This is a genomic window from Escherichia sp. HH41S (assembly GCF_009820115.1).
GTDB lineage: Bacteria > Pseudomonadota > Gammaproteobacteria > Enterobacterales > Enterobacteriaceae > Escherichia > Escherichia coli_F.
This window is the reverse complement of record NZ_VNXE01000119.1, coordinates 63,742-76,545: the sequence shown is the minus strand read 5'-3', so window position 1 is coordinate 76,545 and position 12,804 is coordinate 63,742. Positions and strand designations below refer to the sequence as shown.

At 51.2% G+C, this 12,804-nt stretch carries 11 protein-coding genes; 6 read left to right on the top strand and 5 right to left on the bottom strand.

All coding sequences use genetic code 11. The features are described 5' to 3' along the window. Positions 1-23: 23 nt before the first annotated feature. The 4 genes from dmlA (at position 24) to yeaX (ending at position 5,146) form a co-directional block, all read left to right on the top strand. Positions 24-1,109 (top strand): multifunctional D-malate/3-isopropylmalate/tartarate dehydrogenase, encoded by a 1,086-nt coding sequence (gene dmlA, locus FQZ95_RS22310; RefSeq protein ID WP_062864323.1) that lies wholly within the window; start codon positions 24-26, stop codon positions 1,107-1,109. A 249-nt stretch (positions 1,110-1,358) separates the two neighbouring features. Continuing rightward, positions 1,359-2,969 carry a BCCT family transporter YeaV gene (gene yeaV / locus FQZ95_RS22305; protein WP_000987522.1) on the top strand — a complete coding sequence of 537 codons (1,611 nt, stop codon included), beginning with the start codon at positions 1,359-1,361 and terminating at the stop codon, positions 2,967-2,969. A 31-nt stretch (positions 2,970-3,000) separates the two neighbouring features. Then, entirely contained in the window at positions 3,001-4,125 is a 1,125-nt protein-coding gene (gene yeaW / locus FQZ95_RS22300; protein ID WP_160530687.1) for a carnitine monooxygenase, oxygenase subunit YeaW, read from the top strand. A 55-nt stretch (positions 4,126-4,180) separates the two neighbouring features. Further along, on the top strand, positions 4,181-5,146 hold the full coding sequence (gene yeaX, locus FQZ95_RS22295) for a carnitine monooxygenase reductase subunit YeaX (protein WP_032184401.1): 966 nt from the start codon (positions 4,181-4,183) through the stop codon (positions 5,144-5,146). A gap of 42 nt (positions 5,147-5,188) precedes the next feature. Here yeaX and rnd read toward each other — a convergent pair whose 3' ends face one another. From rnd to FQZ95_RS22270, 5 genes are all read right to left on the bottom strand, one after another. After that, the gene (gene rnd / locus FQZ95_RS22290; protein ID WP_123057322.1) at positions 5,189-6,304 is read right to left on the bottom strand and encodes a ribonuclease D; all 1,116 of its coding nucleotides are present in this window, start codon (positions 6,302-6,304) and stop codon (positions 5,189-5,191) included. Between the two features lie 81 nt (positions 6,305-6,385). Next, complete coding sequence (gene fadD, locus FQZ95_RS22285; RefSeq protein ID WP_000758422.1) at positions 6,386-8,071, bottom strand: long-chain-fatty-acid--CoA ligase FadD; 1,686 nt, start codon at positions 8,069-8,071, stop codon at positions 6,386-6,388. A gap of 204 nt (positions 8,072-8,275) precedes the next feature. Continuing rightward, on the bottom strand, positions 8,276-8,857 hold the full coding sequence (yeaY, locus tag FQZ95_RS22280) for a Slp family lipoprotein YeaY (RefSeq protein ID WP_032303203.1): 582 nt from the start codon (positions 8,855-8,857) through the stop codon (positions 8,276-8,278). Positions 8,858-8,896: 39 nt separating this feature from the next. Beyond that, positions 8,897-9,592, bottom strand: coding sequence for a tRNA (adenosine(37)-N6)-threonylcarbamoyltransferase complex dimerization subunit type 1 TsaB (tsaB, locus tag FQZ95_RS22275; protein ID WP_001220973.1), 696 nt, complete (start codon positions 9,590-9,592; stop codon positions 8,897-8,899). A gap of 57 nt (positions 9,593-9,649) precedes the next feature. Continuing rightward, positions 9,650-11,560, bottom strand: a complete 1,911-nt coding sequence (locus FQZ95_RS22270) for an ATP-dependent DNA helicase (RefSeq protein ID WP_105276939.1) — start codon at positions 11,558-11,560, stop codon at positions 9,650-9,652. A gap of 131 nt (positions 11,561-11,691) precedes the next feature. Here FQZ95_RS22270 and FQZ95_RS22265 point away from each other — a divergent pair, with 131 nt between their 5' ends. After that, complete coding sequence (locus FQZ95_RS22265) at positions 11,692-12,036, top strand: RidA family protein (RefSeq protein WP_001354727.1); 345 nt, start codon at positions 11,692-11,694, stop codon at positions 12,034-12,036. Between the two features lie 420 nt (positions 12,037-12,456). Next, positions 12,457-12,756 (top strand): DUF1889 family protein, encoded by a 300-nt coding sequence (locus FQZ95_RS22260; protein WP_001111990.1) that lies wholly within the window; start codon positions 12,457-12,459, stop codon positions 12,754-12,756. Positions 12,757-12,804 lie beyond the last annotated feature (48 nt).

Below are 12,804 nucleotides of genomic sequence, written 5' to 3'. Positions count from 1 at the left end.
GATGGTCAGGAAGTGAGAACCCAATGATGAAAACGATGCGTATTGCTGCGATCCCGGGAGACGGGATTGGCAAAGAAGTCCTTCCTGAAGGGATTCGCGTGTTACAGGCTGCCGCTGAGCGCTGGGGCTTCGCCTTGAGTTTTGAGCAAATGGAGTGGGCGAGCTGCGAGTATTACAGCCATCACGGTAAAATGATGCCGGACGACTGGCATGAGCAACTTAGCCGTTTCGACGCCATCTATTTTGGTGCCGTCGGCTGGCCGGATACCGTTCCGGACCATATTTCGTTGTGGGGTTCGCTGCTGAAATTTCGTCGTGAGTTCGACCAGTACGTCAACCTGCGCCCGGTTCGTCTCTTTCCTGGCGTTCCCTGCCCGCTGGCGGGAAAACATCCTGGCGACATCGATTTTTACGTGGTCAGGGAAAACACCGAAGGCGAATATTCCTCGCTCGGCGGTAGAGTGAATGAAGGTACAGAGCATGAAGTCGTCATTCAGGAATCGGTATTTACTCGTCGTGGTGTCGATCGTATTTTGCGCTATGCCTTTGAACTTGCGCAAAGCCGCCCACGTAAGACGCTAACTTCTGCCACTAAATCGAACGGTTTAGCCATCAGCATGCCGTACTGGGATGAGCGAGTGGAAGCAATGGCTGAGAATTACCCGGAGATCCGCTGGGACAAGCAGCATATTGACATTCTCTGCGCACGTTTTGTGATGCAGCCGGAACGCTTCGATGTGGTAGTGGCGTCCAATTTGTTTGGCGATATCCTTTCCGATCTTGGCCCGGCCTGCACCGGTACCATTGGCATTGCCCCATCCGCCAACCTGAATCCGGAACGCACTTTCCCGTCGCTCTTCGAGCCAGTCCACGGTTCCGCGCCGGATATCTACGGGAAAAATATTGCTAACCCTATCGCCACGATTTGGGCCGGTGCAATGATGCTCGATTTTCTCGGCAATGGCGATGAGCGTTTCCAGCAAGCGCATAACGGTATTCTGGCCGCGATTGAAGAAGTGATTGCTCACGGGCCGAAAACACCTGATATGAAAGGCAATGCCACCACGCCACAGGTTGCCGACGCGATTTGCAAAATTATTTTGCGTTAAGGTCAAACCAGTTTATTTGAACCGCGTCACTGACGCGGTTTTTTTATTCGTTCTTTGCAGTAAATAACCTGCGTCATTTCACCTTTTATTGTTTCCGTTTCGTGTTTTATGGCTTTCCGTATTCTTAATTGTTTAATTTATGTAACATGTAAATAATCAATTTGTTAAACACAACATACAACTCATACCCTGCAAATAATTACAACTGGCAAAAGCCAGAGACGGGCTTTTATGCCCAGGAGATGACTCATGATGAGCAATGTTAAGAAAAAAGATGTGCCGTTGATAAGCATCAGCCTGGTGGCCATTCTTTTCATCGCAGCTGCATTAAGCCTTTTCCCACAACAATCGGCCGACGCGGCCAACGCTATATACACTTTTGTCACGCGTACGTTAGGTTCCGCCGTACAGGTATTGGTTTTGCTGGCAATGGGACTGGTGATTTATTTAGCCACCAGTAAATACGGCAATATTCGTCTTGGCGAAGGAAAACCGGAATACAGCACGCTCTCCTGGCTGTTTATGTTTATTTGTGCAGGTTTAGGTTCTTCTACGCTTTATTGGGGGGTTGCTGAATGGGCCTATTATTATCAAACGCCTGGATTAAATATCGCACCGCGTTCACAACAGGCACTCGAATTTAGCGTTCCCTACTCCTTCTTCCACTGGGGCATCAGCGCCTGGGCAACTTATACGCTGGCCTCATTAATCATGGCTTATCACTTTCATGTGCGGAAAAATAAAGGGCTGAGCCTTTCCGGCATTATTGCTGCTATTACCGGCGTTCGCCCGCAAGGCCCGTGGGGGAAACTGGTCGATTTGATGTTCCTGATCGCCACTGTCGGCGCACTGACCATTTCCCTTGTTGTCACCGCAGCAACCTTTACCCGTGGGCTTTCCGCGCTGACCGGTTTACCCGATAACTTTACCGTACAGGCATTTGTGATCCTGCTTTCCGGCGGCATTTTTTGCCTAAGCTCGTGGATTGGTATCAACAACGGTTTGCAACGTCTAAGCAAAATGGTTGGCTGGGGCGCATTCCTGCTGCCATTGCTGGTGCTGATTGTCGGTCCAACCGAATTTATTACCAACAGCATCATCAATGCCATCGGCCTGACCACGCAAAACTTCCTGCAAATGAGCTTATTCACCGATCCGCTTGGCGATGGTTCATTTACCCGCAACTGGACCGTTTTCTACTGGCTGTGGTGGATCTCATACACCCCTGGCGTAGCAATGTTTGTCACCCGAGTTTCGCGCGGTCGTAAGATTAAAGAAGTTATCTGGGGACTGATCCTCGGCAGCACCGTCGGTTGCTGGTTCTTCTTCGGCGTAATGGAAAGCTATGCCATTCATCAGTTTATCAATGGCGTAATCAACGTCCCACAGGTGCTGGAAACACTGGGCGGCGAAACAGCTGTGCAACAAGTTCTGATGTCGTTGCCAGCCGGTAAATTGTTCCTCGCCGCATACCTGGGCGTGATGATTATTTTCCTTGCCTCGCATATGGATGCGGTGGCCTACACCATGGCGGCAACCAGTACGCGTAATCTCCAGGAAGGTGACGATCCTGACCGTGGGCTGCGTCTTTTCTGGTGCGTGGTAATTACCCTGATCCCGCTTTCAATTCTTTTCACTGGCGCGTCGCTGGAAACGATGAAAACCACTGTCGTCCTCACTGCCCTTCCCTTCCTCGCCATTTTACTGGTGAAAGTCGGCGGATTTATTCGCTGGCTGAAACAGGATTACGCCGACATTCCGGCTCATCAAGTTGAACATTATCTCCCGCAGACACCGGTTGAAGCCCCGGGAAAAGCGCCAGTGCTTCCTGCTGGAACCGTATTCAAAGGCGACAACTGAACGCCATCATCCTAACGATAAAGGTATCCCTATGAGCAATCTGAGCCCTGACTTTGTACTACCCGAAAATTTTTGCGCTAACCCACAAGAGGCGTGGACCATTCCTGCCCGTTTTTATACCGATCAGAACGCGTTTGAACACGAAAAAGAGAACGTCTTCGCCAAAAGCTGGATTTGCGTCGCTCACAGCAGCGAACTGGCGAATGCCAATGATTATGTGACGCGTGAGATCATTGGCGAAAGCATCGTGCTGGTACGCGGTCGTGATAAGGTTTTGCGCGCGTTCTATAACGTTTGCCCGCACCGTGGTCATCAGTTATTGAGCGGCGAAGGGAAAGCGAAAAATGTGATTACCTGCCCGTATCACACCTGGGCATTCAAACTCGATGGCAACCTGGCCCATGCGCGTAACTGCGAAAACGTCGCCAATTTCGATAGCGACAAAGCGCAACTGGTTCCAGTACGTCTGGAAGAATATGCCGGATTCGTCTTCATCAACATGGACCCCAACGCCACCAGCGTAGAAGATCAGTTACCCGGTCTGGGGGCGAAAGTGCTGGAAGCCTGCCCGGAAGTCCACAACCTGAAACTGGCGGCCCGCTTTACCACCCGCACGCCTGCCAACTGGAAGAACATTGTCGATAACTATCTCGAGTGCTATCACTGTGGTCCGGCGCATCCAGGTTTCTCCGACTCCGTTCAGGTTGATCGTTACTGGCACACCATGCACGGTAACTGGACGCTGCAGTACGGTTTCGCCAAACCGTCCGAACAGTCTTTCAAATTCGAAGAGGGCACGGATGCGGCATTCCATGGTTTCTGGCTGTGGCCGTGCACGATGCTGAACGTCACCCCGATCAAAGGCATGATGACGGTCATTTATGAATTCCCGGTGGATTCTGAAACTACCCTGCAAAACTACGATATTTACTTCACCAATGAAGAGTTAACCGACGAGCAAAAATCACTGATTGAGTGGTATCGCGACGTGTTCCGTCCGGAAGATTTACGTCTGGTTGAAAGCGTACAGAAAGGGCTGAAATCGCGTGGCTATCGTGGTCAGGGGCGCATCATGGCCGACAGTAGCGGTAGCGGCATTTCCGAACACGGTATCGCCCATTTCCATAATCTGCTGGCGCAGGTGTTTAAGGACTAATGACATCGGCGGCGGTATTTTCCGCCGCTGGGCTGATTTTTGATGGAGTACAGCAATGTCAGACTATCAAATGTTTGAAGTACAGGTGAGTCAGGTTGCCCCCCTTACCGAACAGGTGAAACGCTTCACGCTGGTGGCAACCGATGGCAAACCATTACCTGCGTTTACTGGAGGAAGTCACATCATTGTGCAGATGAGCGATGGTGATAACCAGTACAGCAATGCTTATTCACTCCTGAGCTCGCCGCATGACACCTCTAGTTATCAGATTGCCGTTCGGCTGGAAGAAAACTCGCGCGGTGGTTCGCGCTTTTTGCATCAGCAGGTGAAAGCAGGCGATCGGTTGACCATTTCGACGCCTAATAATCTGTTTGCGCTAATTCCCTCGGCCAGAAAGCATCTGTTTATCGCGGGCGGTATTGGTATCACCCCTTTCCTGTCGCACATGGCAGAGTTGCAATACAGCGACGTCGACTGGCAGTTACATTACTGCTCGCGAAATCCAGAAAGTTGCGCATTTCGTGATGAGCTAGTCCAGCATCCGCAGGCCGAGAAAGTCCATTTGCATCATTCATCAACCGGAACACGACTGGAATTAGCGCGATTATTGGCGGATATCGAACCTGGCACACATGTTTATACCTGTGGCCCCGAGGCGCTAAATGAGGCGGTAAGAAGTGAAGCTGCGCGTCTGGACATCGCCACCGATACGCTGCACTTTGAGCAATTTGCTATCGAAGACAAAACCGGCGATGCATTTACGCTGGTGCTTGCCCGTTCCGGAAAAGAGTTTGTGGTGCCGGAAGAGATGACTATTTTGCAGGTTATTGAAAATAGTAAAGCAGCGAAAGTGGAATGTTTATGTCGTGAAGGGGTATGCGGAACCTGCGAAACGGCAATACTGGAAGGTGAAGCTGACCATCGGGATCAGTATTTTAGCGATGAAGAGCGTGCCAGCCAGCAAAGTATGTTGATCTGTTGTTCACGCGCGAAGGGTAAACGCCTGGTGTTGGATTTGTAGTTTGTCTGAAGCCGGACACACCCTGTCCGGCTCAGGAAGGTTTTACTGCGGATATTCCTGCAATAAATTGTGTAATGCTTCCGCCATCAGCTCACCACGCCAGCCGGAAATCAGCTCGGGCAAATTGTTCTGTGGTTTCAGTTTCCAGTGCCAGTTCAGCAGCTGGTTGATTTGCCGACGCGATGCCAGCAATTCGGCGCTGATCTTGTGTGTTTCGCTCACGTCAGTAATCAGCGACTTAATCGCTTTAAACGCTTTACGATAACCCGGCATGTCCATCAGGTTAAGCATCGGCTGCGGTAAGGCCTCTTCCGGCAATGTCTGCGCTTTTTCCACCAGCGCCAGCAGCGTTTTACCGTGGAAGCGGATTTCGCTACCGGATAAGCCCAGGCTGTCCAGTTCGCCAAGACTTCCCGGCATATAACGTGCTACCGACCACAAATGCTCTTCACGCACAACAAAGTTCACCGCCAGATCGCGCTCCCGAGCCTTACGCAGTCGCCAATCGGCTAACAGTTGCAGACAGGCCAGTTGGCGTGTGCGTAACTGCCAGGCATTGGTGATATCACGCCAGGCATCTTCCGGCGCAACGACTTCCTGACGACGCATTTGCATCAGGCGGCATTCATCCAGCGCCGCAGGTAGCCAGCCGGAGGCCTCCGTTTCTACCATAAGCTTTGCGGTGATCGGTAACAGATACCAGACATCCGCCGCTGCGTATTCACACTGACGTTCAGTCAGCGGTCTGGCCAGCCAGTCGGTGCGCGATTCACTCTTGTCGAGCGTAACGCCGGAATACTCTTCCACCATGGAAGCAAAACCCCATGACATCGGGCGTCCGCAGAAGGCAGCAAGGATTTGCGTGTCAATCAGGGGTTGTGGTAATTCGCCAAAGACATTGAGGAACACTTCCAGATCTTCACTGCCCGCATGGAGAAATTTTGTGATGGACTGATCGCGCAGTATCGCTTTCAGCGGTGACCAGTCGGAGATCCCGAGAGGATCAATTAGCGCCAGATGCTCACCATCAAAAAGTTGAATTAGACCCAGTTGCGGGTAATAGGTGCGCGTACGAACAAATTCAGTATCCAGGGCTATCGCCGGAAAGGCACGGACGGCTTCACACAAAGAAGCCAGCGCATCGTCCGTGGTAATCATTTGGTAATTCAAATTGTATTCTCTTTAGTGGGCGTCAAAAAAAACGCCGGATTAACCGGCGTCTGACGACTGACTTAACGCTCAGGCTTTATTGTCCACTTTGCCGCGCGCTTCGTCACGTAATTCTCGTCGCAAAATTTTTCCGACGTTAGATTTCGGTAACTCATCACGAAACTCCACCAGCTTCGGTACTTTGTAGCCCGTGAGCTGACGGCGGCAAAAGGTCACCAGTGACTCTTCGGTAAGCGATGGATCTTTTTTCACTACGAAGATTTTCACCGCTTCACCACTGGAGCCGGAAGGTACGCCAACAGCTGCGACTTCCTGTACGCCAGGATGCTGCATGACGACATCTTCAATTTCGTTGGGATAGACATTAAAACCGGAAACCAGAATCATGTCTTTTTTACGATCGACAATGCGCAGGAATCCTTCTTCATCCATCACCGCGATATCGCCGGTGTGTAACCAGCCATTTTTGATGATTTCATCGGTAGCATCCGGACGCTGCCAGTAACCCAGCATCACCTGCGGTCCTTTGACACAAAGCTCACCCGGTTGACCCGGTGGTACTTCATTATCATCATCATCCACCAGTTTGGCTTCCGTCGACGGCACCGGCAAACCGATGCTACCACTATGATAATCAATATCATACGGGTTAACGCTGACCAGCGGCGCACACTCGGTCAGGCCATAACCTTCCAGCAGATACTGTCCGGTCAGTTTCACCCAACGTTCTGCCACCACTTGCTGAACAGGCATCCCACCGCCTGCGGAAAGGTGCAGACTGGAGAAATCCAGCTGCTGGAACTCTTTATTGTTCAGCAACGCATTGAACAAGGTGTTAACGCCGGTTATCGCGGTAAACGGATATTTCGCTAACTCTTTTACCAACCCTGGAATATCGCGCGGGTTAGTGATAAGCAAGTTCTGCCCACCCAGTTCAATAAACAGCAGGCAGTTAATGGTCAGAGCAAAAATGTGATACAGCGGCAGTGCCGTCACCACCAGCTCTTTGCCCGGATGCAACAGCGGCCCATAAGTCGCGTTAACTTGTTCCAGATTCGCCAGCATATTGCGGTGAGTCAGCATCGCGCCCTTCGCCACACCAGTGGTACCGCCGGTATATTGCAGGAAAGCTAAATCTTCTGGCACCAGTTCGGGTTTGACGTACTGCATCCGGTAGCCGTTATGCAGTGCGCTACGAAATGAGATGGCATCTGGCAAATGGTATTTCGGCACCAGACGCTTGATGTATTTAACAACGAAATTGACTACCGTGCCTTTTGCCGTAGATAGCTGATCGCCCATACGGGTCAGAATTACGTGCTGAACGGCGGTTTTATCAACCACTTTTTCCAGAGTGTGGGCAAAGTTAGACACGATAACAATCGCCGATGCGCCGCTATCGTTAAGCTGATGCTCCAGCTCACGCGGGGTATACAACGGGTTAACGTTTACAACGATCATCCCGGCACGCAAAATGCCGAACAGCGCCACCGGATATTGCAATAAATTAGGCATCATCAACGCAACGCGATCGCCTTTCTTCAGTCCCAACCCTTGTTGCAAATAAGCGGCAAACGCGCGACTGCGTTCTTCCAGTTTGCGGAAGGTCATCACCTCCCCCATATTCACAAACGCGGGTTGATCGGCGTAGCGCGCGACCGACTGCTCAAACATATCTACCAGAGATTGATAACGGTCAGGGTTGATCTCCGTCGGAACGTCCGCGGGATAACGGTTAAGCCAAACCTTCTTCAATTCTTCACCTCTAAAATGCGTGTTCGTCGTCATCGCAACCCCAAATGATATACATGCTGTTAACATAATATTAACTCATCATACCAGCTTGATAATTACCCAACGAAAAGGTTGCGAAGCGCGTCACTATTTATTTTTATCTTTACCGTAAGAATGCAGAAACAGCGGACCAGCCGCTGTTTCTTTTTCTTTAAAAACAAGCAATTATTCAGTTACAACAGTTTGTACTCTCGCGGGGCCGGGATTATACCAGCCCCATCCACCGTAGCCATAGGGCCAGCCACGACCGCCATAAAACCATGGATCAATCGGCTGAGGCGGCATAATCACCTGCTGGGTTAAATGCCAACGTTTGTAACCCGTTACCTGCATCACCATAAATTTATAGGGCGTGTTGCCGATTTTGCCGTCAACCGCACCGGTGATTGGTCCAACTACCGTGACCAATTGTCCACGAAAATCTAGCGGATCCAGAAAACCGTTCACATCGGCATAAATGCGACCGCGAGAAGGTTCTCCCAGCGTCGGTCTGGCTCCACTGTCCAGCGGTACGGTGGCAATTTCCAGGCGGGTTTTCCCTTGCTGGTTTTGTACCGCAACCACTTTGCCGCCAAAGCGTGCCTCCTGACCAACGTACAGCTGCGGCGCACTCATTACCCGAACTAAATCTTGTTGCGGCGTGGGACTGTTGCCTTTAATGGCGTCCGGCACAGTGACACAACCGCTGAGCATTAGCGCAAACGTACCTGCCAGTATGCCTTTGATAACATTCTTTTGAACCGCCATGATGCGACTCCTTTTTTTCTCAGGGCATACTCTTAAGATTCATTCTTTGCCCGGAAGTTTCTTCCATGCGACGTTGTTACGTAAATAAACCGGTTCGGCATGTTCCACCGCCACCGTTTTACCCTCGGCAAACATCTGACAAGCAATCGGCAGCATATCTTCTGCAGCGGGCAGTAACACTTCGCCATCGCGCAGGGCCAAACCGCTCTCTTTACCGAGATCCGGCCAGGCTTGCCAGCCCGTCCCTACCGTCACCCATTCGCCGGAAAGCTGTTGCATCCGTTCATGAACGAGTTCAGGTTTGAGTACGGCTTCGGTTTCTTCACCGTGCCAGATACCATTTTCATCACGCTGATATTCGGCCCAGTAAACTTCGCCCATTCGCGCGTCAATGGCTGCCAGCACGCGGGTTGCGCCGTTTTTGCGCCACGCCCCTTGCGCCATCGTCATTAGCGTGGAGACGCCAATCATCGGTAATTCCGCGCCAAGCGCCAGCCCTTGCGCAATGCCAATACCAATGCGCACGCCGGTAAAGCTACCGGGGCCGCGCCCGTAAGCCAGAGCATTTATGTCCGTCAGGGAAGTTCCGCTGGTGGTCAGGATATCCTGCACCATCGGTAAGATTCGTTGAGTATGTTCACGAGGGCAAAGCTCAAAATGAGCGTTGACAGTGCCGTCGTTCCACAGGGCGACAGAGCAGGCCTCTGTCGCGGTATCGATAGCCAGAATTCGCATGGGTCTTCGTGCTTAGATCAATAAAAAGGCGCGCATCATACCATACTCCATCACAAATTACCTGGAGGATGGTATCGCAAGGAAACGAACCGCACGGGCAATGTCACGGGTGCGCGGCGCTGGCGGCAGACTGGCGAGAAACGTCGCGCCGTAAGGGCGCATCACCAGCCGATTGTCGCAAATCACCAAAACCCCTCGATCGTCGGCGTCGCGAATCAGTCGCCCTACTCCCTGCTTGAGAGTAATGACCGCATCCGGCAGTTGTACTTCATCGAACGGGTCACCACCGCGCAAACGGCAATCTTCCATGCGCGCTTTTAACAACGGGTCATCCGGGGAGGTAAACGGCAACTTGTCGATAATCACCAGTGACAATGTATCGCCACGCACGTCCACCCCCTCCCAGAAACTGCTGGTCGCCACAAGCAGCGCGTTACCGGCGCTGACAAACTGCTGTAGCAGTTGGCCTTTGCTGGTTTCCCCCTGCAACAACACGGGAAGCGTCATGGTAGCGCGGAACTGCTCGGCCAGATCGCGCATCATGGCGTGCGAGGTACAAAGCATAAAACAACGACCGTTGTTAGCTTCGATGATCGGTCGCAACATTGCCGCCAGTTGCCGTGCGGAGCCCGGTTGATTGGTTTGCGGCAGGTTGCGCGGCACACAGAGTAACGCCTGGCGGCTGTAATCAAACGGGCTGGGTAACAGCAACGACTCTGCCTGTTCAATGCCAAGCCGCGAGGTAAAATGATGCAGATCGTCATTCACCGACAGCGTTGCTGAGGTAAAGATCCAGCTACCTGGTTTTTGCGCCATTAATTCTTTGAATTTATCCGCCACGCTAAGCGGCGTGAGTGCCAGAGTAAAATGGCGCGAAGTGCATTCGTACCAGTAGCTGTAGCCCGGCTGATTGATCTCTTTTAGCCGTTTCAGCCGCGTACGATACAACGTGGCGCGCTCAAATGCCGCATCCAGCAAGACGGAACGCCCCAGCGACAGTTTCGCCACGTCATAACAAAGTTCCAGGGTGTCATCGAGCAGTAAAAATGCTCGCTGAATTTGCGGATTAGCTAACAGTTCGCGCAGGTTGCCACGATAACCTGGCTCACCTAATTGCAGGCGAAAATCCTGCGCGCTCTGGGCAAGGCGGTCGGCGCACTTTTGTAACTGCTGGGTGTCTTTTAATTCGGTGCGGTAGGCGATGGTGATGTCTTTTGCCAGGTCGAGCAGTTGTCGACTGGAGAGTGACTGACCAAAATACTGGCTGGCAATGTCAGGCAGTTGGTGGGCTTCGTCGAAGATCATCACGTCAGCTTCCGGGATCAGTTCGCCAAATCCACTCTCTTTCACCACCATATCCGCCAGAAAGAGATGATGGTTTACCACCACCACATCGGCGTCCATCGCTTTTTTGCGTGCTTTGACCACAAAGCAATCTTTATACATCGGGCAGTCGCTGCCAAGGCAGTTGTCGTTGGTGCTGGTGACCAGCGGCCACGCCTGTGAATCTTCCGCCACGCTGACGCAGGTGCTGATATCACCATCGACTGTTTGATTAGACCAGGAGCGCAGCAGGATCACATCGCTTAAAATTTGTACCGGTAGATCGCCACCCGCCAGCGCCTGCTGTTCGAGACGTTCGAGGCAGAGGTAGTTAGAGCGCCCTTTCAGCAACGCCACGTTGCCCGTATATTTCAACGCCTTTGAAACCGTTGGCAAATCGCGGCTGTAGAGCTGATCCTGCAACGCTTTTGAACCGGTCGAGATAATGACTTTCTTTTTCGCCCGCAGCGCAGGGGCCAGGTAAGCGTAGGTTTTGCCCGTACCGGTTCCGGCCTCCACCACCAGCGGCTGGCTTTTATCTATCGCCCCGGCGACGGCTACCGCCATCTGACGCTGTGGTTCTCGCGGCTTAAAGCCTGGTATCGCTTTCGCCAGCTGACCGTCTGGTGCAAAATCGTCCGTCACACTACCCCCTGTTGATTTGAACAGGGATTATGTCAGGATGAGGGCGCTTTCGCCAGTTGAAGTGGTGACGGCGACCTCACATTGTGGCAGTCTTTGCAGCACGAAAATGGAAGGATAATGAGGACAAAATGATGACTATCGTTCGTATCGATGCTGAAGCCCGCTGGTCTGATGTAGTAATCCACAACAACACGCTCTACTACACTGGTGTACCGGAAAACCTCGACGCCAATGCCTTTGAGCAAACCGCCAACACGCTGGCGCAGATTGACGCCGTGCTGGAAAAACAGGGCAGCAATAAATCGAGCATTCTGGATGCCACCATTTTCCTGGCTGATAAAAACGACTTCGCGGCGATGAATAAAGCGTGGGATGCCTGGGTTGTCGCGGGTCATGCGCCGGTGCGCTGCACGGTACAAGCGGGTTTGATGAACCCGAAGTATAAAGTTGAAATTAAGATTGTGGCTGCGGTGTAAGCTTTATCGAAGCAAAATAAGTCAGACGATAATTTATCGATAATACTGGTCGGTTTTACATAAATCGACCAGAGATTAAGATATTACTGTTGATGCTCCTGCTAATTCATTATTTATTTTTATAATTTCAATTTTAGCTATAAAACTAACTATATAAATAAACATAACAATGCCGTTGTGTTCGCCCTTCGATTAGCATCTCTGGTTTTCTTTCTTAGCTGAACATCTGGTTATAGCGTGAGAACTGACCGTTAATTTTCTCCCTCTTACTGGATAACACACCATGAGCTGCTACCTTTAAAACACCTGAATGTCAACAGGTTAACTCGTGCCATATCGTTATAATCCCTTTGATATTAGATGCAAATTAAGGTCATATATAGCCTTATCGATAACATGGTTAATTTTAAGGATAAGAATATGCCTGCTGTAATAGATAAAGCCCTGGATTTCATTGGTGCCATGGATGTATCAGCGCCAACACCAAGTTCGATGAATGAAAGCACGGCGAAGGGAATCTTTAAATATTTGAAAGAACTGGGAGTACCCGCGAGTGCCGCTGATATTACGGCGCGAGCTGACCAGGAAGGCTGGAACCCTGGGTTCACGGAAAAAATGGTTGGATGGGCAAAAAAAATGGAGTCTGGTGAACGCTCTGTGATTAAAAATCCTGAATACTTTTCAACATATATGCAGGAAGAACTAAAAGCACTGGTCTGAGTTAAATTTACATCAGCATAAATGGGGCAGGACGCTTTTAACCACATA

Bases quoted from the DNA above. Each gene is read 5' to 3' on its own strand.
- FQZ95_RS22265 (WP_001354727.1), top strand. From the start codon at position 11,692: ATGACTATCGTTCGTATCGATGCTGAAGCCCGCTGGTCTGATGTAGTA.
- yeaY (WP_032303203.1), bottom strand. From the start codon at position 8,857: ATGGCGGTTCAAAAGAATGTTATCAAAGGCATACTGGCAGGTACGTTT.
- dmlA (WP_062864323.1), top strand. From the start codon at position 24: ATGATGAAAACGATGCGTATTGCTGCGATCCCGGGAGACGGGATTGGC.
- rnd (WP_123057322.1), bottom strand. From the start codon at position 6,304: ATGATTACCACGGACGATGCGCTGGCTTCTTTGTGTGAAGCCGTCCGT.
- tsaB (WP_001220973.1), bottom strand. From the start codon at position 9,592: ATGCGAATTCTGGCTATCGATACCGCGACAGAGGCCTGCTCTGTCGCC.
- yeaX (WP_032184401.1), top strand. From the start codon at position 4,181: ATGTCAGACTATCAAATGTTTGAAGTACAGGTGAGTCAGGTTGCCCCC.
- yeaW (WP_160530687.1), top strand. From the start codon at position 3,001: ATGAGCAATCTGAGCCCTGACTTTGTACTACCCGAAAATTTTTGCGCT.
- yeaV (WP_000987522.1), top strand. From the start codon at position 1,359: ATGATGAGCAATGTTAAGAAAAAAGATGTGCCGTTGATAAGCATCAGC.
- FQZ95_RS22260 (WP_001111990.1), top strand. From the start codon at position 12,457: ATGCCTGCTGTAATAGATAAAGCCCTGGATTTCATTGGTGCCATGGAT.